Source organism: Vibrio sp. Vb1337 (assembly GCF_033338715.1).
GTDB classification, from domain to species: domain Bacteria; phylum Pseudomonadota; class Gammaproteobacteria; order Enterobacterales; family Vibrionaceae; genus Vibrio; species Vibrio alginolyticus.
In genome coordinates this window covers 301,949-325,195 of record NZ_JAWOTD010000001.1, presented here as the reverse complement: position 1 = coordinate 325,195, position 23,247 = coordinate 301,949, and the positions used below count along the sequence as shown (strand labels likewise).

The following is a 23,247-nucleotide window of genomic DNA, read 5'->3' as shown; positions in this document are numbered from 1 at the left end:
AAAACGCTTAAATGAAAAAGGAGCACTAGGCTCCTTTTTCTCATTCTAAAGCTGTTTTGCTGCAAGAACGCGCTCAACAGTATCAACAATTGCTTGAGTCTGAGGATCAAACTCAATATTAACACGCTCCCCTACTTGTCTCACTCCGAAAAGCGTTCGCTGCAAGGTTTCTGGAATTAGGTGTACCGAAAAACGACACGCTTCAACTTCACCAATAGTTAGCGAGCAGCCATCTAAACCAATGTAACCTTTCGCTAATACATATTTCATTGATTCTTGCGGCAGTTGGAACCAAATCGTGCGGTTATTGGGCGTATCGATGATATCGACAATATCTGCCGTTAAACTAATATGACCAGACATGCTATGCCCGCCTATTTCGTCACCAAACTTAGCCGCGCGCTCAATGTTTACGCTATCCCCTTCCACCAGCCGACCTAAATTAGTAAGAGCCAATGTCGCTTGCATTAAATCAAAACTGATAAGGTTGCCTTCGATCTTAGTCACAGTTAGACAACATCCGTTGTGTGCAACGGATGCACCAATTTCTAACCCTTTACAAAGTTCATCACTTAACTCGACAACGTGCGTTTGAAAGCGTTCTTTTTTATCAATTTTAACGACCTTCGCCGTACCCTGAACTATTCCTGTAAACATTTCTTTTTACCTATTGATTTCATACCAACTGTAGTTGAAGACTAAGCCTTAAACACTGCGCTACGGGCCGGAAATAAAGACCGCAGACGATAAAGCAACGGCTTAATGAACACTGGTTTGTTCTCATGCATGCTTCAACATTACCATGATTCGCTGCTGTTCTCAGTAAAAGCGTATCCTTAGCGTGGAGAGCGTCCAGTCAGTGTTATCGACTATTCGCTACCTAGCTATGGAATATAAACATACAATTGTTTATCATTTGCGCGGAGTTTCTCCGAGGCATTTTTTCACCTTATCGTGACTAAAATCAACCATCAGATCCGTTCACCACATCTTTTGCCCTCGAGTACTCTCATTCTTTCAACTTATTGTTCCGCTCTGGAGTATTTTTCGTGCATCGCTATAAAGAAGAAGCATCAAGTCTTATCAAATTGGCGACCCCGGTATTGATCGCATCTGTCGCTCAAACTGGTATGGGGTTTGTTGATACCGTAATGGCTGGCGGCGTTAGCGCCACCGACATGGCTGCGGTTTCTGTCGCTTCAAGTATTTGGCTACCATCCATTTTGTTTGGGGTGGGTTTATTAATGGCATTGGTCCCTGTTGTCGCACAGTTAAATGGCTCTGGTCGTCGAGTGAAAATCCCGTTTGAAATTCAGCAAGGCGTCGTTTTGGCATTGCTGATCAGTGTGCCGATAATTGCAGTCCTGCTTCAAACCCAGTTTATTCTCGGGCTGATGGATGTTGAAGCACTGATGGCTGAAAAAACGGTGGGATACATTCATGCCGTTATATTAGCAGTACCCGCTTTTTTACTTTTCCAAACGCTTAGAAGCTTTACGGATGGTATGTCATTGACGAAACCGGCAATGGTTATTGGCTTTATCGGTTTGCTGCTCAACATTCCTCTAAACTGGATTTTCGTGTACGGCAAGTTTGGTGCACCTGAATTAGGCGGTGTTGGCTGTGGTGTAGCAACCACGATTGTTTACTGGGTCATGTTTGCCATGCTATTGCTGTATGTGATGACATCAGAGCGATTGAAAAGCATCAACCTATTTGGAGAATGGCATCGCCCACAATGGAAAGCGCAAGTTCGTCTATTCAAGCTCGGCTTTCCTGTTGCAGCAGCGCTGTTTTTTGAAGTGACACTGTTTGCTGTTGTTGCACTGCTCGTTTCACCACTGGGTCCTATCATTGTGGCAGCGCATCAAGTCGCGATTAACTTCTCCTCGTTGGTATTTATGCTACCAATGAGTATTGGTGCAGCAGTAAGCATTCGTGTCGGCCATCGACTTGGTGAAGAAAACGTCGATGGCGCGCGCGTAGCGTCACGAGTCGGCATTATGGTTGGTCTAGCTTTGTCCGTTCTCACAGCGATTTTAACCGTCTTGTCTCGTGAGTGGATCGCCGAGCTTTACACTAGCAACCCAGAGGTAATCACTCTAGCGATGCACCTGCTCGTGTTTGCCGCTGTTTATCAATGTACGGATGCGGTTCAAGTAATCGCAGCTGGTGCATTACGCGGCTATAAAGACATGCGAGCCATCTTCAACCGTACTTTTATTGCTTATTGGATTCTTGGGCTGCCAATTGGTTACGTCCTTGGCCGTACAGACTGGATTGTCGAGCCAATGGGAGCACAAGGCTTCTGGCTTGGTTTTATCATCGGCCTATCTTCTGCGGCCTTTATGTTAGGCGTCAGAATGCGTTGGATGCATCGCCAAGAGCCAGAAGTGCAATTGAACTTTTCAGTTCAATAAAAAGTAAAAAAAGCCAGCATCCGCTGGCTTTTTTGATCGAATAATCACACGGTTGAGTATACTTATAACAAGATTACGAAGCGGTTGATTTTGCTCTCTAGACAACGGATACGAAGTTATAAAAAAGGATATTTGTGCGGTCTATTTTATTGTTCTTAATCTTGCTTCTTAATGGTTGTGATAACTGGTTCAATCCAGAGAACGCCGTGTTTGATAAGTATCATCAACGTGTAGCCAATGTATTGGACGTTCCTGCTATTCCAATAGAATTACAGTCTACAGTAACGATTCCTGCGAAACGCGTTTTGTTCGAACCATTGCCAAGGCTATCTATTGGCCTGCTAGAGAGCTATCAATTACGACAGTGCGGACTCTTTAATTTACTTGCCGAGAAAAACTCACAACTTGGAAAGGTGCAGGATGCCTTTCATGATTTTGATTATCAAACTGCCCTTTTAAGAGTCATGAATCGATGTTTATCCGAATTTCCACTTAGCGATGAAGAACGCGCGACATTGACAGAGCTTTACTCAACCAAGTGGCAACATTTAGACATTCATCTCGACAACTTACTACTCGTAAGTGATGCCATGCAAAAGCAACTAACTGCCTCTGATTGGCTATCTCAAGACACGACGAATGATATTGCACGCATTAACGATGTCTATCGTATTTTCAGCGAAATGTATGATTTACCCCACCGCGCGGTCTCACGTCTACCCGATGTGGAAGTTACGCAATATCAAGAAGAGTTAGAGAAATCTCGTTTACTCGGACGACTTTACTATTCAATGGTAAACACATCCCTTTGGTTAAAAGCGACAACTCAACTACTTGAGCAGAACCAGAGCAATGTATTGTGCGGGCCGAACAGAGACACCACCCAGTTCCGCTACTTAAGAAATGTCTTTCAATCCATTTACGTTGAAGAAGTGCAACCTTATTTGGCTTATTTAGACAGTACCTATCAACAACTTAATGATGGTGCCACTTTGGTGGAGAACCGTATGCAACTCCATGGTCACCAGTATGGCATCATTGAGGCACATAGGACATTTAGGCAAGAAACCCTAAACCACGTTCAGTTTTGGCAGGGTCTCTTCAAACGATGTGGCGTAACCGTTGGCAACTAGTAAGTGCAGAGCGTTCTATTCCTTCAACCTTTCACGCAAGAATCGAGCAAAACGTGGTTTACCAGTATGTGTAAAACCGTTATATCTAAATGTAATGGTTGAACCAATTTTCGGAGGCTGGCGACGCACTTCATCGGTAAATCCGCTACCGATGTAAAACTCAATGCCATTTGGTAAGCGAACTAACATTGCTCCCATCATACCTAATAAGCGCCCTGTTCCTGGCTTATAACCCACAACTAACGCTTCATCATCTGCGTATCGTTTTAGTTTAAGCAAATCACTACCGCGTCCAGCCTGATAGCGGCTTGATACCTTCCGCAACATCACCCCTTCACCGTCGGATATTGAAATTTTATCCAACTGTGTAAACAGATGAGCTTCATTTTGAATCGCTCGGTGCTCGACATATTTGATATGAGGCTGGTCGACTTCAAGCACTAAATCTTTGATGTTGTAATAACGCTTCCGATAATCACCAGCGGAATATGGCATATCAAAGATCATAAAGTCGATATGTCGCCAAGCAGACTCTACAGGAGTTTTATCTAATACCGTTTGCTGAACAAGATGGAAGTTACCTCTCCCAGCCCAAAGTTCACCGTCCAACGGATAATCAGGCAAAGGTCCTGTAAACCAATCTGGGGCGTAGATTCGATTACCATTTCTCGTCACGAGATGTTGCCCAGTCCAATAAGCGCGAACACCATCAAGTTTTTCGCTATACCAATATTCAGACACATCAATGCCATCCTGATAGCTTTGTGCAAGAGAAACTGGTGGTGCGAGAGAAGTATCCGCTTGAAGCTGTGAAGACGCTGCCATAACAGCCAGCGCAATTAATGTCATTTTTAATGGCATAAGAAGACCTTGTACAAAAAATCGTCTTTATTGAAACGTAAGTCCTCTCGATGACCTATTTATTACTAGTTGTTCTTCGACTCATAACAATCAACATTAGTAATAATTTGCAAAGATAATCATAAACTTTAGACAGGTTTTGCATTTAGTCGTTACACGTTGTTCACTTAAGGCGGATGGTTCGTCAATCGAGTTGGAATCTAATCATGACGAGATCCCCCGCTCTAATGACTTCTTTAGGTTCAACACCTCTTATAAGCAAACCATTTCTCTGTGCATTTTTGATTCTCAATTTGAGAATCAGTCCTTTCTCAAATTGAACAATATCATTAACAATATTTAACTGTTTGATTTTTCATTAATTTCAAATTGGCACGTTACCTGCTCTATATCCAATTAGAAAAACAAACGGAGACAGAGTCATGGAATTACGCAAACTAGAAATCAATCAAGACAAGTTAGCCATTGAGTTTTTTGGTGACTTAGACGCAAGTGGCTGTCGACAAGCACAACATCACATTGATGAAGTAATTCACAACAATCATCACAAAGAAGTCGAAATTAACCTACAGCACGTCCAATTTCTTGATTCTTCAGGGATTGGTGCCATTGTTTACTTATATAAGCGTCTAGTTGAACGTGAAAGAAGCATGAGTATTGAAAACGTATCAGGCCAACCTTTAGAAATCATGAGCTTGCTTCGTATCAACCATGCCATTCCCGTTAACTCAAAAGGACACTAAAAATACCGGTTTAAACGGAGGTTGGCATGGTAAATCTTATACGACGATATGCAGTAAGCGGTCTTGTTGTCGGCATGTTTGGTTGTTCGTCGTTTGACTACCCAGAACACGGGAAAGGTGGCTTGGCGGAAAGCTATCAAGATATCTCGATCGAGAATTATCAGTTTTCCCCAGTGATGCCTGACGAGCCTTTAGGTCCAGAACATGGGTTAAGGTTTGATTGGCAATTGACCAAGTTACATCTAGACGCACTAATCCAAGAGGGAGCGCGCTGGTGTTTTCCTGCGGCAGTTGTTCAGGCCCTTGAAAAACAAAATAGAATTGCGCGCGAGTTGGAAGGTGGGCTTTTACTCGACGCTGCCAACGACCTTGTTATTCAGCGTCGACGCTTAAACCAGCTCGAACAACAACTCGACTACGTACTGAGCCAAACAACTTGCACACCGCCCGATGATATTGAAGCACTACGTAGCGACCTAAACATAGTCTCGGATATCTATGCACTACTTAATATCGACAACCAGTTTGCTGTCGATTCAGCAGAAATCAACCCGAAGTACATGGGACATTTGGCAGAAGCAGCCTACATTTTACGTGACCACCCTAACCTATCTCTTGTAGTAACGGGGCATGCGGATGCAACTGGAACACCCGATTACAACCAGAAACTTGCTCAAGCGCGTGCGGAACAAGTAAAGCGTTACCTAACCGTATTTGGTATCACTTCAGAGAGAGTCACTACCAAATCTGTCGGGGATAACCTGCCACTCTATGAAGGTGAAACATCCGCCGTGCGTTTAACTAATCGTCGAGTAAGCATCGAGGTTATTAGCCCTAATTCAGATAGCGATAGCTCAATAAACCGCAACCCAACGGCAGGAGGCGCGCTATGAACACGATGAAACCATTTATCCTCTTAATGTTGTTGTGTCTGGTCGCGTGGGTACCTTCTTCCATAGCGGATGAGAGCAATACTGTTAAGGTCGGTGATTTAATACAGGTTAACTTACCTGGAGAGGCGTCGTTAAACCAAGGGTTTCAGGTTGATCGTCGTGGACGAATTAATTTACCAGAAGTCGGCCCTGTATTAGTGGCCGGCTACAATGAACAACAACTCCAAGACGTGATTATCGACAGGCTAAAGACCGTGTATCGTGACGTTAACAACGCTCGAGTTTTTATTAAACAGCAACAGTTGTTAGTGTCCGTTCAAGGCTACGTGGTCAAACCCGGTGAGTATACCTTACCTTCTGGGTCCAACATTCAAATGTTTGTTTACGAAGCTGGCGGCCTGCGCGCAGGGGCTCAGCTTGATAAAATGATCGTGAAACGTGGAAATAGAAGCATTGAATTTGACTACAAACGCTTCCTTGATACGGGTGACAATAGCCAGCTGCCAAAACTAGAATCACTGGATGTCTTATTTGTTCCCGCTTCCCCACTCGTAGGGAATATTGAGCAAGAGTTTGATGCAGCAAAACTCGCGAATTCAGGTGACAGCGCAGATTCCGCTCGTGCAATCAAAGTCTTTGGTGAAGTCAACGCACCTGGCTCGTTCTCATACAAGCCAAACACCACGCTAGTTGATGTCGTAATGCGAGCTGGCGGCGTGACACGATATGCCAGTGTCGAGCAAATTCGCGTGATAACAAACAATAACCCAACCATGTTTAACCTGAAAAAGTACCTTGATACTGGAGACCAAAGCCTACTGCCGGAGATCCTGCCAGGTGCCACCATCTTTGTCCCAAAACAGGAAGAAGAAATCAAAGCAGGTGCAAATGTGGTTTACGTGATGGGTGAAGTCGCCCATCCTGGGGCATACGAAGGCAAGCAAGGCGCTAGCTTCATGGATATCCTCGCCAACGCTGGCGGGCCCACTCGCTACGCAGAATCTCGCCAAATTCGCGTTATAAAAGCCGATGGCAAAGTCATCAAATTCGATCTTACCGCGCATACAGAAGGACTATCTTCAGCCAGACCACCAAATGTTGGACCAGGAGACGCGATTTTCGTACCGGAGAAAACCGATTTCAATGAGAAGTCTTGGTTAAAAGTAGCACCTAGTCGAGCGGTCGCAGTGATGGGAGAAGTTGTTCGCCCTGGACGCATCGAGTGGTCAGACGAAATGGATTTGATTGATCTGCTTGCACACGTTGGTGGCCCAACTCGACGAGCTGATACCACCAAAATTGAAGTCGCCAATAACGGTCAAATGACACAATTTGACTTAGACCAATACATTCTGGATGGCTCACCAACATCAAGCCTACCTCGAGTTTCCGCTGGTACAGTCGTAAGGGTACATGCATTGCCTGACGACCCATCCGATAATAAGTCGCAATGGGTAAGCCAAAGCTCTGACGCATCGATATACGTTTTCGGGCAAATCAATGCACCTGGGCGCTATCGTTTCACCGAAGATATGCATTTTCTGGATATTTTATCTGCCGCCGATGGACCGACAATGGATGCAGATATTCACAACATCCGTGTCACACACCGAGGCCTAGGTTATGCCAAAGTGAGTAAATTGAATTTATCGATGTACTTTGAAACAGGCGATGAGTCAATTCTGCCCCACGTTCGTCCTGGTGATACCATTTACATTCCAGAAAAAAACAAAAACTGGTTAGATCGTTCAAAAGAGTCCACGGTACGCGTATTAGGTGAAGTAAGAGACCCAGGGCGATACGTATTCAATGACAACATGACTGTGCTTGATCTGTTAGCGGAAGCAGGAGGACCAACTGACAATGCCTACCTTGAAAAGATCAGTGTGGTCAATATGTCTTGCTGCCAGGGCCAAGCCCGAACATTTGATTTGGTGAACTTTAGTAAAACAGCCAACATTTATGAGCTGCCAGTCATTCGCGCAGGCGACACGATTTACATTCCCCATAAAGACGAAAGCTTTGTTGAAAAAGCGAGGGCCGGATTAAGAGATATTTTACAAATCACCACAACCATCGTGTTAATAGGAGCGTTGTAATGACTATTCCTGCAACTCACGCTGAGATTGAGCAAATTTATCTTCAGAGTGAACAGAAAGGCCACAAAACGATTTGTGTTGTGGGTTGTAAATCTGAAGATGGTGTCACTTCCGTGGCATCATCTCTTGCAGAGCGCTTGGTTTTAGCAGGCCACAATACTTTGTATGTAGACCTTAACTTATTCAAACCCGCTTATCACACTGTTCACGAATTTGATGATGACGAGAAGGTTGGCCATTTGATCACACGAGAGAATACACATCAAACTTTAGTCGGCCTCCCTGCTCCGTCTCTCGCCAGCACTCAGTTAGCGTACCGAGACCCAACAACGCTGAAACGAAACATTGCACAATGGTTAACGCAGTACGAGCGCGTCGTGATAGATACATCACCACTTCTTAGTGTCAACCGAAGCAATATTGCGCCTCAAGTGATTGCTGGCGTATGTGATGCTACTTTGTTAGTAGCGCATTATGGCTCTACGACTGCAACCCAGCTCGAGCAAGCCAAAAAGCTACTTGATGCTAGCGATGCGAACTTGATTGGTTCTGTATTGAACATGAAGCACACACCAAGCCTGAAAGATGAGTTAATCCGCCAAGTTTCCAAGCTGCGTTTCTTACCAAAAAAGTGGAAAGAAAAACTGTCTCAGCAAATTAAAAAAAGCGAACTGTTTATGTTATAGGGAGCGCTATTATGACGATAAATAACACATTGACTATCGAGCAAGAATTAGTGGATGAGCATATTCTTCAGCAAATGATCAAAGATACGTGCGCCGAAATCATCCCTACCTTGATTGATCACTATGTCGAAGAGTCACGCGATCGCATGGAGAAAATAGAGCAAGCATTAAGCACAAAAGACCTTCAAACATTGGAGTTCGAGGTTCACACACTGGGCAGTTCTGCTCTCGCTCTAGGCAATCGAACGCTTTCAAGACAAGCAAGAATGATTGAGAAGTACTGTGTCGAAGGAAAAATACCAAAAGCATTGGAGCTTTGTGAAACACTTCCGCAACTCGCCAATGAATCGTTTGATGCGTTAGAAAAGCGAAAAGCTCAAGGGTTTGAGTAGTATCAGTGTCTTACTCCCTAGCGAAGCATCGCGTTTGATAAAGCGCGATGCCGACATCATCTCAGAAATTTAGGCTCCAAATTCAATCACCCTCGCCAAGCCACACACCTTGAAATTATTTGGGCATAACTTAATCAATTAAAAAGTATGGATTTTTCGCAAATTTCCTACCTTGTGCTAATACTTAAATAACGCTTTTCTCAAATTGAGAATTTTCAGCACTAGAGAGCTATAAACCACTCATAATGCCAAATAGTAGTGCTGACAAAAATCATAAAAAATGAAACAAACTACGTTGGGATGGGACTATGAGACCAAGGGTGTTACTGGTAGAGGACTCTACTTCACTAGCCATACTTTATAAGCAGTATGTGAAAGACGAACCTTATGACATTTTTCATGTCGAGACAGGTCGCGAAGCGATTCAATTTATTGAAAGAAGCAAACCTCAGCTCATCATTCTCGATTTGAAACTGCCCGACATGTCTGGCGAAGACGTGTTGGATTGGATCAACCAGAATGACATTCCTACGTCCGTTATTATTGCTACGGCACACGGCAGCGTCGACTTAGCCGTTAATCTAATTCAAAAAGGTGCGGAAGATTTCTTAGAAAAGCCCATAAACGCTGATCGCCTAAAAACATCAGTCGCATTGCACCTCAAACGCGCCAAATTGGAAGATTTGGTGGAAAATATTCAGTCCAAGTTTGATCGCCACAACTATCACGGATTCATCGGTTCAAGCCTCCCGATGCAGGCGGTATACAAGACCATTGATGCTGTTGCGCCAACTTCTGCCAGTGTGTTTATTGTGGGAGAAAGCGGCACAGGTAAAGAAGTTTGTGCTGAAGCCGTCCACCGCCAGAGCGACCGTAAAGACAAGCCTTTTATTGCAATTAACTGTGGGGCTATTCCACGAGATTTGATGGAAAGTGAGATTTTTGGTCACGTTAAAGGGGCCTTTACTGGAGCAACAACAGATCGAAAAGGTGCGGCGACGCTGGCACATGGTGGTACGCTTTTTCTTGATGAGCTATGTGAAATGGAACTTGAGATGCAAAAGAAGTTGCTCCGCTTTCTACAAACGGGCACTTACACTCCTCTTGGTGGCACTCGAGAAATGAAAGTGGATGTGAGAATCATTTGTGCCACCAACCGAGATCCATTAACAGAAGTAGAAGAAGGTCGTTTTCGTGAAGACTTATACTACCGTGTGCACGTTATACCTATCGATATGCCCCCATTACGTGAACGAGGAAGTGACATCGTCACGCTTGCCAAGCACTTCTTGACCACTTACGCCAAACAGGACAAAAAGAAATTCTCAACAATCGACAGCGAAGCTCAACATATCATCAAGCATTACGAATGGCCGGGTAATGTAAGGCAACTACAAAACATCATACGTAACATTGTGGTGCTTAATAACGACGAAAAAGTCACGGTGAGCCACCTACCCGCTCAACTCACTAAAAAGTCAAAAGTTACGAAAACAACGACACCTGCGCATGTTGCTCAAGAGTCAGCAAACATTGCACCAATCACACCACCACCTGTTTATACTGAGGAACCTTCACCTTCTGCGGTCGAACCGTCGATTACCGCAGCGGAGCTGCCTGGTACACCGTCCTCTGCTGCTACCTCACCATACTTTAACTCTGATGGAACCATTCGCCCTATGTGGCAAGTAGAGCGTGAAGCAATTCAAAACGCAATTGCGTACTGTGATGGCAACGTCCTCAACGCCGCTGTCATGCTGGAGTTAAGCCCATCTACGGTTTACCGAAAAAAACAAGCGTGGGAAGCGGATGAAATTAATCTCGAACAATCTTGATAAACCTGCCATTGGTGAAATTTGGATCTTGCTTGATAGCCGTCTATTCGGTGGCATTGAAAGTCACGTTATCGAGCTAGCTCGGGGATTAATAGCTTTTGGACACAAAGCTCGAGTTGTGCTAACCACTGAGTATTCGCCAGCCGCTCAAATTGTACAGAAGGCAAAAGAAGCCGCGATCCCTGTGAGTTACTTAAACTATTTGTCTGGCGAGCCCAATAAAGCTTTAAAAATTAAACACCTAACAAGCGCCGTCGCCAATCACCAACCCTCAGTGGTTCACTCCCATGGTTATAAAGCGTCGATTTTGTCGCGCTGCGCCAAACTGCTCACCCGTACGTTTCCTCGTTTGATTTCAACTTATCATGCTGGTGAATCGTCCTCAGGAAAGCTATGGTTATACGATTGGCTTGATAGAAGCTCAGGCAGCCTATCTGACCATTGCTTTGCTGTCAGTCCAAGTATTCAGCGCAAAGTTTTTTGTTCTTCAGAACTGCTGAATAACTTTGTTTCGATTCCCAACAGTCAACTCAACTATCAGGAGATCGCTTTTGTCGGCCGATTGAGTCAGGAAAAAGGCGCCGATCAATTTATTGAGGTAGCGAGGCTCTGTCCAACATTACAGTTTAGTGTGTACGGTGATGGCCCAGAAAAAGAGTCGCTTAATCAAACTGCCCCTTCAAACGTGACTTTCCTAGGCCATCAAACCGATATGGAAGGTGTTTGGGAAAATATCAGCGTACTTATCATCTCTTCTCGTTATGAGGGTCTTCCAATGGCGGCGCTTGAAGCCATGTCGAGAGGCATTGCCGTGATGAGCTTACGTGTAGGTCGTCTTCCAGATATTATCCAAACGGGTAAAAATGGTTTTATCGTCGAAGACATTCCCTCTCTTGCTAAATGTCTTCATGACTGGATGTCGACTGGTGAAGCGCAACAATCACTCATTCGCCAGAATGCTCGACAAACCATCATTGATGATTTCTCAGCGCAAAGTGTGATTCCCGTATTGCTACAAAAATATCAAATTGAAACGGATCACTAATCCATATTGGTTCTCAATATGAGAATGATTAGTTCCAAACATAAATATCATATAAGATTCAATCACATAAACTAATAGCATATTTTGGCATCTCTATTGCAGCTCAGCAGTTAACGCAGATTAATGATGAGACAGAGGTGACTTATGACTACGCCAAAACGCATTCTATATGTTCATTATGGTGATAATTGGATTCGCGGCAGTGAAGTGGTGCTTCTGGATCTCATTTCAGGAATCGACCGCGATAAGTTTGAGCCATTCGTATGGTCCAACTGCCAACCATTAATCGATAAGTGCCAATCGCTCGGAATTGAAGCGGAACATTCAGCCTTCAATTTGGTGGGTGGTTGGAGCGCTCCACGCTGGGATATTAGCGGGTGGAATAGCCTTATCAAACAAGGCTCAGCTTTGATCGAAAAGCACAGCATCGACTTGGTACACGTCAATAGCGGCGGCCCTTGTCAATGGATGTGTTTGGCTGCTCGCATGAATCATATACCACTTGTCACGCAACTTCATTGCCATTATACATTGCGCGATCGCTTCTCTCTCGGACTTCACCTCTCTCCAAAATTGATTTGCGTTAGCAAAGATGTTGGACGCGAAATTCTTCAGGACGGCTACCCACAAAACCAACTTCATGTCGTACACAACGGCGTGTCACTTCAAGGCGTGGATACACCCATCGACATTAAAGATCGACTCGGAATCCCATCACAGGCCTTTACCTTTCTGTCGGTGGGTTCGCTGATTAAGCGCAAAGGGTTCGACCGCCTTATTCGCGCAATGCGCATGCACAACTACCACCATCACAACCCTCACCTTGTTATTGTTGGTGACGGCGAAGAAAGAGAAGCATTGCAACAGCTTGCCGCGGATCTTGGTATCCAAGAACGAGTGCACTTTGTCGGGGAGCAACACAATGCCGGAGCGTGGATGTGTGGTAATGCAGACGCTTTTATTAGCGGCGCCTATGAAGAGGCCTTTGGTCTCGTGCTCGGGGAAGCGGCTTTAGCTCAACTGCCTATCGTGGCTCCTAAAACGGGAGGCATTCCTGAGTTGTTCGAGCATAATCACTCTGCATTGCTGTACCAGAACAGTGGAATGGCGAGCCTGTTAAACGCGATTCAACAAGTCATGCAAGACGCGGCATTAAGAAACAAGCTGGCGGAAAACGCTTACCTACATGCTAGCCAGCACTTAACGACGACTGCATCTATCAACGCTATTGAACGTATTTACGAAGGTGAACTTAATAACAACGCCATTACACCAATGCCAATGACTCACTGCATGAAGCCTCTTTCACGCTGGTTGAGCATCAATTGAGGAGCCCGGTCATGAAACGTGTATTGATGTTCGACGCCATCCCAATGCAAGGTGGATCCAAAATCGCGAATGCAGAGCTCCTTAAGCAGTGCGATAAGCTGAACGTGATTGGTTATCTACTCACTACAAATCCAGAGCATTGGGCGTCACTGCTTAGTGATACACCGCGTGTGCAAGTTATAAAAATAAAACCATCACCATTTAACTCGACTCATGGACTGACCTACTGGTTGATGAACGCTTACTACTTTCTCCAACTTCTCTACGCGTGCATGAAGCTGCCAAAAATAGATAGCTTTTTGGGCCTATCTTGCCCAAGTAATGATATGCCTTTGTACTTACTACGATTAATTAGCAAAAAGCCTGTGGTACAGATGGTTCATGGCCCTATTGGACGATCGAGATCTGCTGGCTACTGCTTAGTAAAAACATCGGCAATTTACTACTTGGCAAACACCCGCGAATCAATGGTAGAAGCATTACAGGCCTACCTCAAAACAGAGAAGCCAGCCACCGAACGCTATTGGTGTGGTTTGAATACATCTACGTTTGTTAATGGATTATCGAAAGATCGCTGGCCAAAACAAGCGAATCCGATTTCAAGCCGCGTTTTCTGGGCAGCTAGCTTACTAAAATGGAAGAACATCGATCTTTTGCTTGATGCTTTAACACTTGATGAGTCGAAAAAGATCAAATCCACCGTGTGTTACATCAAACCTAACGTGGCAGGTGTGGAATATTCAACACCGGACTTCAACACACAAGGTGTTGAATGGCATGAGTGCCCAAACAACTTAGATGAATTGCGTTCACAGTGTGGTGTGTTTGTTTCCACCAGTCTCAACGAACCTTTTGGGTTATCTATTTTGGAAGCGCTCGCTGCAGGTATGTGTGTCGTCATTCCACATGATGATAGTTATTGGGACCGCGTGTTAACTCACGGCCGAAATTGTATTAAATACACGCCTAACAATGTGGCTTCGTTACACAACGCAATTCGCCTTTTGAATGAATCGCCGTGGATGAAAGTAACGATGGGTATCGAAGCACTCAATGTTTCTCAACTATACACAGCCGAACGTTGTTATTTGCCAATCGCCCAGCACCTTGCTGCCGAAATTGCTACCAACAATGATTGCACACTCAAGACACCGCGAGACATCAAAGGATATGATCATGTCTAAAGCAATGACCAACATGACGCTATTTGCTATCGCCTTAGTGATCAATAAAAGCATCAGCCTAATCATGCTGCCTGTATTGCCCCACTTTCTCTCACCAGAACAAATGGGCAAGCTTGAGCTTCTAACAACCTTTGGTGTTGTTACGACCTTGTTTGTCAGTTTCGCTTTGCATGAAGCGCTTTATCGATTCGTCGGCGTTGAACAGGATCAAAATACGCGCACAAGCCTACTAAACCAGCTGTACTCACTTGCTTTACTCATCGCTGGCGTCGTCGCTCTTAGCTTGCTCACTATCATTTTAATCGCCCCCATTCCCGCGCCTTTTACGCGAGTCGAATTCGCTATTGTTATGTTTGCTATCGTTCTAGAAGGCAGTATTGCAATCGGCACTGCCTGGTTAAGAACACAAGACGACAAAGCAAGAACACTGCTTAACGTCATGGTCACTACCACCATTTTTCAGGTCATTTTTATCGTCGCGGCGCTGTCTGTTCATCCCCATGTTATTTCTGTTTTGTGGGGGGGCTTGTTGGCTGCTATTACTCAATTTGTTTGGCTGCACATCGTTAACCATTACAACGTCACTCTTCCTAAGCTGACATTGGCAAAACAATACCTAAACTACTGCCTACCAATGATGATGGCCGGTTTAGTAGCATTTTGTCTCAATGGCGCTGAACGCTGGTTCATTGGTGCCAACACTTCTCTTGCGACGTTAGGGATTTACGCGATAGCGGTAAAATTTGCAGTGGGCATGTGTATTTTAGTGCAGCCGTTTGGCATGTGGTGGATGCCACGTCGATTTAACTACTTAGAAGGGCGCAAGAACACTGAAGCAGTGCGCATCACACACTTAGGTATGATTTACATTACAGGTTTGAGTGTAGTGGTTGGCACATTAGCAATGGTGATGATCACCTACTTACTGCCAGAAACCTATCATGAGGCGGTACTATTCAGCTTATTCTTGCTACCTATCGCCATGTTAAAAGAATGGAGCGAGCTGATTAACATCTCCATTTTGTACAAGCGTCGTACTCGCTGGCTACTGGGTATAAATGTCGTCTCTGCGTGCGTTGCGATTGCTTTGCTGTTTGGCTTATCTTCTCTGGGTATTTATGGTGTGTTCATTGCGCTTTATTACGCACAACTGTGTAAGCTGGGCCTGACTTATGTAGTAGGCCAACAATGTATGACGTTGCCTTTTCACCTAAGTCTGATGGTTTTATTACAGATTATATCCGGTGTGGCACTGTTCCTGCTTCACTCTTCACAATCAATAGGCATCGCCATCGCAATTTGCATTTTGACATGCAGTTTGCTGGCAGGGATAGCCACTCGCTACATGAGTAAAGAGACGCTCAATGCTCTCACTCGATACATAGTGAAACGGCGTGGACAGGTGAAGAGATACTCGTTATGAATGAAACCAAGGTGAGAACAAAACAGTCCATCGCAGCACTGACGATCACTGTCTGTATCGGCCTGCTTTGGATTGTTATGCCTCATCCCATTTTGATTGTTGCGTTGTGTTTCGCACCACTCGCGTTACTGTTTGTTCTCAATCAAACGTTTTGGCTTGTCACACTGTTCGTTATTTTTTCATTCTTTCGTATTCACGAAGCCTTTCCTGTTATCTATAACTTCAAGATCCCATTACTCTTATCACTGGGGGCACTCGCCGCACTCGCTTTTCACCTTCTTATAAGCCGCCAGATTACAGCTTTTTGGCACCCTTCATTAAAGTGGCTGTGTATATTTTGGGGTCTGGTGATCATCGGAATCATATTCGCTTCCAGTCGTGATATCGCAATAACGGTGTTCAAAAACACCTATTGGAAAATCATCATTATGACGTTGGCCATCACCTGGCTTATTACTAAACCTTCACAGCTCGCTCAGATGTCAAAAGCAATTATTTTCGCCGGATTATTGATTGGTCTAGTGGCATTACAAAACGCAGCGAATGGCATTGATTTAGTCGAAGGAACGCGCGTGTCGATAGGACGATCCATAGGTTCCGTACTTGGCGATCCTAACGATTTGGCACTAGTGCTGATGTTTCCCCTTGCCTTTACCGTTAGTCAATTGATGGAGAAGCATTCCCCCAAGCATCTCAGGCTCTTTGCCCTTATCACCTGTTTGGTTTTGTTCTTTGCGATCATTGAGACGCAGAGCCGCGGTGGGTTACTAGGTTCACTGTCTGTATTTGCCTACTTTGCTTTTAAACACATCAAAAGCAAAACATTAGTCTTGGTACTAGGCGCCATCGCAGCGATCGTACTCTACGCATTCGCTGGTATTTCAGGACGAGAATCGGGGGGAGCCGCTGAGGATGGTATAGATGCCTCTGCGATGGGGCGACTTTATGCGTGGGAAGCGGCATTTAAAATGGCACTGCATCACCCGTTGACTGGCGTAGGTCTAGATAACTTTTACTTTAATTACTATTTCTACAGCCCACACTGGGATGGTATCAACCACGCCGTCCATAGTACTTGGTTTGGCGTGTTAGCAGAAACGGGTTTTGTCGGGCTCGCGGTGTTCATTACTTTAATTGTGTCATTGATCCGCACCTCTTTGCATTCCATCTCATTGCTGACACCAAAATCAGATTACACCCTCTCTGTAGGAGCAAACGCCGTGTTAAGTGGGCTTATCGGTACCATCGTATCAGGCACGTTTCTGACTCAAGGTTTCACTTGGCCAATTTACATTCTAGCGGCGTTAACAGTTGTCGTTAGCCGAATTGTTCAAAGTGACTGTCAAAATGAGAAATCCTAGTTTCAAACATAAACAAAACCCATAACTCACTGTTTTAAAATGGCTAATTCCTTGGCACGCATTGTGATTACTCACTTAATTAGTAATCAAATAACCAAGACTCAAGGAGAGCCACATGACAGACATCGTAGTATTTGGAGAAGATTTTGGTGGGTTACCCTCTTCCACTCAGCATATTGTCAAGCGACTAGCAGCGAACCATCGCATCCTTTGGGTTAACTCCATTGGCCTTCGTCAACCTAAGCTGGATTCTAAAGACATACAACGTGCGTTAAACAAACTCACTCGTGTATTTCATAACGTAGGCTCACACAAGCCAACATTGGACTCTGAAACAAACCCAAACATTCACATCATCAACTTGCTCACCATTCCTGCCCCTAGTTCTGCATTAGCAAGAAAAGTGGCCGCTAAGATGATGAAACACCAACTCAATAAACAATTACAAGCTCTTGGTTTTGATAAGCCTGTATTTTGGACGTCGCTCCCGACTGCTGCCGATCTTTGTGCAGAAATGAACCCACGTGGACTGATTTACTATTGTGGCGATGACTTTAGCGCTTTAGCTGGTGTTGACCACGACACGGTGGCCAAGCACGAACGTACTCTTGTTAATGCGGCCAGCGTTATCTTTACGGCAAGCGAAACACTCTCCACCAAATTTCCATCTGGTAAAACCGTCACTTTGCCTCACGGTGTCGACTTTAGTCTGTTTTCTGAGCCAGCACCTAAGGCTGAAGATTTTCCTAATAATGGTCGCAAAGTGCTGGGCTTTTATGGCAGTTTGTCTGAATGGTTAGACTACGACTTAATTGCCCAAGTCGCAGACCAAGCGCCTGACTGGGATCTCGTGTTCATCGGCCCTAACGAGTTCAGTGATAATCCACTTCCACAAAGATGCAACGTATACTACCTGGGCCCGAGAGCGCATCACACTCTGCCACGTTACTCCCAACACTGGGATGCCAGTTGGTTGCCCTTTGTTGATAACGCTCAAATCAAGGCATGTAATCCGCTTAAACTTCTTGAGTACTTGGCAACAGGAACCCCTGTTATCAGCACACCGTTTCCTGCATTAATGCCCTACAAACATATGCTCCATGTAGTTCAAAATTTAGAAGACGTATGTGCCAGTCTCGATCACTTGATCCCACCCCCAGCAAACTCAAAGCAATATGTTCAACAGCAAAGCTGGGAAGCAAGAGCCAACCAAGTTGATAAATTAGTGAGGGCGCTATGAACGATTTAAGAGAAAACCTCAGCGTACTGTTACATGGAGCTTGGAGACGTCGCTACATGATCGTTATTCCTATGCTTGTCTTGCCGGTGCTGGGTTTCATCGTAAGTAAACTGGTTCCGACGACTTATGTTGCTCATACCAGCATGCTTATTCAAGAGACAGCGAAAATGAACCCGTTCCTTCAAGACCTTGCCGTCTCAACAATGCTGAAAGACCGATTGAGCGCACTCAGTACTCTGCTAAAAAGCCGACACGTTTTGTATTCAGTCGCAAAAGAACAATCGTTGATCAATGACGAGATGAGTGCAAAAGAGCAAGAGTTCATCATAAAAGATCTCGCGTCGCGCCTGTCTGTTCAGCCACTCGGTAAAGACTTCATTCAAATTCAATTGCAAAGTGGTAAATCAGAAGGAATGGAGTCGATGCTGCTGTCTGTCAGAGAGCATTTTGTCGAACAGCTTTTGGCTCCTGAGCGTTCTTCGATTAAAGATTCGAGCCATTTTTTGACTATCCATATCAACAAACGCAGGGAAGAACTAGACAAGGCTGAACAAGCCTTTGCAGAATATAAAAATACTTACTCAGACGCGACGCCCGAAATGCAAGCTCAAAGCCTTACTCGCCTTGCTAGCCTCAAACAAACGCTAGCCGAAAAGGAGGCGGAGCTTGCTGGTGTTTCACGAAGTCTAGGCAGTTTGGATCAACAACTATCCAAAACGAACCCGGTTATCGGTAAACTGGAAGAGCAAATCATCGACATTCGTAGTGAACTTACCCTGCTTCGCGCTAAATACACAGAGGCGCATAGTTTAGTGCAAGGTAAGTTGCGAGAATTAAACCGGTTGGAGCAGGAACGCTCGGTACTCTTGAACTCTAAACAACCAGAACTAAACAGTGCTCAACTATGGGATATCGCGAGCAATACCACAGTAAACAGTCTTGGCGAAGCACAGCCTCTACTTGTCTCCCAACTACATCAATTACAAATGATGCGCGGACGTTTTGAAGCACTTACGGAAGAAACCAACAGCTTGCGAGACATGATCCAAGAATTAGAGCGAAATGCGCACCAATTTGGGAGCACAGCGACAGAAATCAACCGCTTAGCTCGTGACGTCGCAGTGAAGAGAGAAATGTATGATGAACTCGTCGAACGCTATGAGATGGCCCAACTAACGGGTTCTTTGGGAGAATTTGAAGAGAATAAGCGCGTAAAAATCATTGATGAACCGTTCACGCCAACGATCCCAACTAACTTACCTAGTTTTGTATTTGTCATTTTAGGATTTATTGGTGGCGCTGGTTTAGGCATTGGATTAGCGACGATACTAGAGTTAGCCGATAACTCTATCCGCTCTAAAAGAGCATTAGAAAAACACCTTGGTGTTCCTGTCATCACCACTTTACCTAACGTAGTGTACGGAAACTAACCGCCATAAGAACTCATTTACAAGCACTCGGTCGGCGAGTGCTTTTCTTTTACTACTGCCTTATACAGCCTCATAGCATGTCCACTAATATGAATCTCAAATTGAGAATAAACATAAAGTCTCATAAACATCAATATTAACCTATTGTTTTTAAATGATTAATTTTTTGGCACGCAGTCTGCAACTCCTAAATAAACAAAGAACTCAACGAGGGTTTGAAAATGGAATTCAGACAAAAACACAATAACACTAAGCACAGCAAAAAAGTGATATTACACGTCGTGCAACACTTAGCTCCTGGTGGTTTAGAAACGCTCGTACTAGAAATGCTTCGTTTTGCGCAGCCAAACCATTCCGTTTTTGTCGTGAGCTTAGAAGGAAGCAAAGAACATGCACTACAAGGCTGGCAAAAACTATTGCCCTACCAAGGCCAACTGCACTTTCTTAATAAGAAACCTGGATTCAGCGGAAAAACCATCAGTACGCTGACTTCCATGCTCAAAGGACTTAAGCCTGACGTGGTCCACACCCATCATATCGGCCCACTTCTGTATGGTGGTATTGCTGCACGTTTAGCGCACGTACCTGTAGTGATTCATACCGAGCACGACGCATGGCACCTTAATAACAAAAAATCAGCTCGACTACAGTCCCTTTTGCTAACGATGATTCGCCCGCAAGTAGTTGCGGATGCTAACTTTGTCGCCCATCAAATACAGACTAAGTTAAAGTATCGCAAAATTTGTACTATCCATAACGGGATTGACTGTCAGAAGTTTAAAAGCGGTGACCAAACGGCAACAAGACACTTGTTTGAACTTCCAACCGACAAAATCGTGATTGGCGTTGCCGGGCGTCTAGAAGCAGTTAAAGGCCATAAAGTGCTTATCGAAGCATTCTCTCATCTTACGCCAAACACACACCTAGCCATTGCTGGAGATGGTTCTCAGCGAGTTCAATTGGAAGCACAAGTTAGAACGTTAAAACTTGAAGATCGAGTAACCTTTTTAGGCTTGGTCGACGATATGCCCAGCTTTTACCAAAGCCTAGACTTGTTTTGCTTACCATCACTTCAAGAGGGATTTCCTCTCTCAACCCTCGAGGCTCAAGCATGTGACATTCCTTGCGTCGCGACGGATGTTGGCGGCGTGAAAGAGACGCTCTGTCCGAACAACAGCACACTGGTTGAAGCAAATCGCGTGTTTTCGTTGGCCGAAGCGTTATCACAGCAACTGGAATCATCACACCATTCTCCTCGAACTTTTATTCTCAAACACTTTGATATCAGAGACATGGTGAGTCGCTACTCACGTTTGGCCAAGGAGGCTAGTTATGAATGATTTACTTTGGATTATAGGGTTTGGTTTATCCGCGTTTTTGATTGTCTATCATCACGTTGGGTACCCACTGCTCCTTAAGTGGCTTCCTTTAAAACAGCAAGACGAAGCCAAAGCACCATTTGTAGAGCGAGCTTACAAAGCCTCCAAAACAGACAGCCAGCTACCCTCTATTACTGTCATCGTGCCCGCCTACAATGAAGAACAATGGATAGCAGAGAAGATCCGTAACCTTGCGAGCCTAGACTACCCGAGGGATAAATTAAGAGTAGTGATCGCATGTGATGGCTGCACAGATAACACAGCCGAGATTGCTCAAGCGACAATTCAAGAAGCAATCTGCTCTGATACTCTGTTCATTATTAATGATCACCAAGTCAATCGCGGTAAAGTTGCCCTACTCAACGAAGAAATGCGTCATGTTAGCTCGGACATTACCGCACTGAGTGACACGTCGGCATTGATTTCTTGCGATTCTCTATTGCTAGCTAGTCAGCATTATCAAAATGAGAACGTTGGAGTGGTTAACGCAACATATCAAATAATGAGCACTGATAACCAAGGTGAAGCGGCGTATTGGCAATACCAGTCTCGAGTAAAGCACCAAGAATCTTTGTTAGGTTCAACGATTGGTTCCCACGGTGCGTTTTACACTTTCAGAACTCACTTATTTGAACCACTGGAAGTTAGCACCATTAATGACGACTTTATTCTCCCTATGAGAATCGTTTTGCGAGGCTATAGCGCTATTTACGAGCCAAACATGCTGGCTCTTGAACTAGAACAGAGCTCAGACAACGCAGATTTCAAGCGGCGCCTAAGAATTTCAGCGGGTAACATGCAGCAGCTCATGCAATTAAAGAAATTACTGCTACCTCGTTATCGTGGCACTGCCTTTGCATTTCTATCGGGAAAGGTTCTGCGCTTAGCAACACCCTATTTGATGATTGTTTGCTTTATTTGCTCACTACTACTGGCACACAATCCGCTGTTTCAAGTAATGCTGTCCGCACAAGTTGGTATTTATAGCATCGCGCTTATCACTTACTTGATGCCAGCACTTAACACAATTAAACCTTTTAAGCTGATTAGCTACATCGTCATTGGTCATCTCGCCAACTTTATCGGCGGTATGAAGTATTTACTCGGAATGGAAAATGGACGTTGGAAACGCGTCAACCAATAAGGAAAGCATCATGAAAAACTCACGCTACGATTCAAATGTATGCCACGCGAAAAGAACGTTTGATGTACTGGTTGCAATGCTTATTTTGGTCGTCACTGCACCACTATTCCCATTTATCGCGCTAGCGATCAAAACCACATCGAAAGGCCCTGTGATTTATCGCCAATTGCGAGTAGGACGCTGCACACCAGAAAAAATGGATCTTTTTCAAATCATGAAGTTTCGCACCATGTATATTGATGCAGAGCAACGCTCTGGCGCAGTATGGGCAACTGAAAATGATCCCCGCATCACGCCAGTAGGACGCTTTTTACGCAAAACGCGTTTAGATGAACTACCTCAACTGTTTAATGTGTTGAGAGGTGAAATGTCGATGATTGGGCCGCGCCCAGAACGCCCAGCTTTCTACCAGAAATTGGAAGATGAAATCCCCTATTTTGTAGAGCGCACATATGGCGTGTTACCAGGTATCACAGGCTTAGCTCAGGTTAACCAAGGCTATGATGCATGCATTGAAGATGTAAGACGCAAAGTTGGGTTTGACCACAGTTACGCACTAAGCTTAGGTTCGTTTTACTCTTGGATTTCAATGGACCTTTCAATCATGACCAAAACATTCGTTGTGATGATTGACGGACGAGGTCAATAAC

20 protein-coding genes are annotated in these 23,247 nt (G+C 44.6%); 18 read left to right on the top strand and 2 right to left on the bottom strand.

What is annotated here, in order from left to right:
- Positions 1-45: 45 nt before the first annotated feature.
- Positions 46-657, bottom strand: coding sequence for a riboflavin synthase (locus tag R7E42_RS01360; RefSeq protein ID WP_005377625.1), 612 nt, complete (start codon positions 655-657; stop codon positions 46-48).
- A 392-nt stretch (positions 658-1,049) separates the two neighbouring features.
- Here R7E42_RS01360 and R7E42_RS01355 point away from each other — a divergent pair, with 392 nt between their 5' ends.
- Positions 1,050-2,420 carry an MATE family efflux transporter gene (locus R7E42_RS01355; protein WP_005377626.1) on the top strand — a complete coding sequence of 457 codons (1,371 nt, stop codon included), beginning with the start codon at positions 1,050-1,052 and terminating at the stop codon, positions 2,418-2,420.
- A gap of 134 nt (positions 2,421-2,554) precedes the next feature.
- Positions 2,555-3,553 carry a DUF3080 domain-containing protein gene (locus tag R7E42_RS01350; RefSeq protein ID WP_213891673.1) on the top strand — a complete coding sequence of 333 codons (999 nt, stop codon included), beginning with the start codon at positions 2,555-2,557 and terminating at the stop codon, positions 3,551-3,553.
- A gap of 15 nt (positions 3,554-3,568) precedes the next feature.
- Here R7E42_RS01350 and R7E42_RS01345 read toward each other — a convergent pair whose 3' ends face one another.
- Positions 3,569-4,414: a DNA ligase gene (locus R7E42_RS01345; protein ID WP_086046755.1), complete on the bottom strand. Its 846-nt coding sequence runs from the start codon at positions 4,412-4,414 to the stop codon at positions 3,569-3,571.
- Positions 4,415-4,836: 422 nt separating this feature from the next.
- On the opposite strand from R7E42_RS01345, the gene R7E42_RS01340 reads away from it, so the two are divergent.
- The 16 genes from R7E42_RS01340 (at position 4,837) to R7E42_RS01265 (ending at position 23,246) form a co-directional block, all read left to right on the top strand.
- Positions 4,837-5,157, top strand: coding sequence for an STAS domain-containing protein (locus R7E42_RS01340; protein ID WP_017634929.1), 321 nt, complete (start codon positions 4,837-4,839; stop codon positions 5,155-5,157).
- 26 nt (positions 5,158-5,183) lie between these two features.
- Positions 5,184-6,050 carry an OmpA family protein gene (locus tag R7E42_RS01335; RefSeq protein WP_065274524.1) on the top strand — a complete coding sequence of 289 codons (867 nt, stop codon included), beginning with the start codon at positions 5,184-5,186 and terminating at the stop codon, positions 6,048-6,050.
- On the top strand, positions 6,047-8,149 hold the full coding sequence (locus tag R7E42_RS01330) for an SLBB domain-containing protein (RefSeq protein ID WP_213872005.1): 2,103 nt from the start codon (positions 6,047-6,049) through the stop codon (positions 8,147-8,149). Before R7E42_RS01335 ends, R7E42_RS01330 begins: the two co-directional genes overlap by 4 nt.
- Complete coding sequence (locus R7E42_RS01325) at positions 8,149-8,835, top strand: AAA family ATPase (RefSeq protein WP_086046754.1); 687 nt, start codon at positions 8,149-8,151, stop codon at positions 8,833-8,835. The genes R7E42_RS01330 and R7E42_RS01325 overlap by 1 nt, the downstream gene beginning before the upstream one ends.
- An 11-nt stretch (positions 8,836-8,846) precedes the next feature.
- Positions 8,847-9,227 carry an Hpt domain-containing protein gene (locus R7E42_RS01320; RefSeq protein WP_005377636.1) on the top strand — a complete coding sequence of 127 codons (381 nt, stop codon included), beginning with the start codon at positions 8,847-8,849 and terminating at the stop codon, positions 9,225-9,227.
- 308 nt (positions 9,228-9,535) lie between these two features.
- Positions 9,536-11,062 (top strand): sigma-54-dependent transcriptional regulator, encoded by a 1,527-nt coding sequence (locus R7E42_RS01315; RefSeq protein WP_085569876.1) that lies wholly within the window; start codon positions 9,536-9,538, stop codon positions 11,060-11,062.
- A complete protein-coding gene (locus tag R7E42_RS01310) occupies positions 11,037-12,107 on the top strand; it encodes a glycosyltransferase family 4 protein (RefSeq protein ID WP_318072273.1) in 1,071 nt (356 codons plus the stop codon). Before R7E42_RS01315 ends, R7E42_RS01310 begins: the two co-directional genes overlap by 26 nt.
- A 144-nt stretch (positions 12,108-12,251) precedes the next feature.
- A complete protein-coding gene (locus R7E42_RS01305) occupies positions 12,252-13,436 on the top strand; it encodes a glycosyltransferase (RefSeq protein WP_318072272.1) in 1,185 nt (394 codons plus the stop codon).
- Between the two features lie 11 nt (positions 13,437-13,447).
- Positions 13,448-14,620, top strand: coding sequence for a glycosyltransferase (locus tag R7E42_RS01300; RefSeq protein ID WP_262652721.1), 1,173 nt, complete (start codon positions 13,448-13,450; stop codon positions 14,618-14,620).
- A complete protein-coding gene (locus R7E42_RS01295; protein ID WP_262652722.1) occupies positions 14,613-16,043 on the top strand; it encodes a lipopolysaccharide biosynthesis protein in 1,431 nt (476 codons plus the stop codon). The genes R7E42_RS01300 and R7E42_RS01295 overlap by 8 nt, the downstream gene beginning before the upstream one ends.
- Positions 16,040-17,404 (top strand): O-antigen ligase family protein, encoded by a 1,365-nt coding sequence (locus tag R7E42_RS01290; protein ID WP_005377645.1) that lies wholly within the window; start codon positions 16,040-16,042, stop codon positions 17,402-17,404. The genes R7E42_RS01295 and R7E42_RS01290 overlap by 4 nt, the downstream gene beginning before the upstream one ends.
- A gap of 115 nt (positions 17,405-17,519) precedes the next feature.
- Positions 17,520-18,644: a glycosyltransferase gene (locus R7E42_RS01285; protein ID WP_167415197.1), complete on the top strand. Its 1,125-nt coding sequence runs from the start codon at positions 17,520-17,522 to the stop codon at positions 18,642-18,644.
- Positions 18,641-20,074 carry a GumC family protein gene (locus R7E42_RS01280; RefSeq protein ID WP_005377649.1) on the top strand — a complete coding sequence of 478 codons (1,434 nt, stop codon included), beginning with the start codon at positions 18,641-18,643 and terminating at the stop codon, positions 20,072-20,074. Before R7E42_RS01285 ends, R7E42_RS01280 begins: the two co-directional genes overlap by 4 nt.
- 221 nt (positions 20,075-20,295) lie before the next feature.
- Positions 20,296-21,414, top strand: a complete 1,119-nt coding sequence (locus R7E42_RS01275; protein ID WP_054730656.1) for a glycosyltransferase — start codon at positions 20,296-20,298, stop codon at positions 21,412-21,414.
- Entirely contained in the window at positions 21,407-22,597 is a 1,191-nt protein-coding gene (locus R7E42_RS01270; RefSeq protein WP_064353899.1) for a glycosyltransferase family 2 protein, read from the top strand. Before R7E42_RS01275 ends, R7E42_RS01270 begins: the two co-directional genes overlap by 8 nt.
- Before the next feature lie 10 nt (positions 22,598-22,607).
- Positions 22,608-23,246: a sugar transferase gene (locus tag R7E42_RS01265; protein WP_138939130.1), complete on the top strand. Its 639-nt coding sequence runs from the start codon at positions 22,608-22,610 to the stop codon at positions 23,244-23,246.
- Position 23,247: the final 1 nt, after the last annotated feature.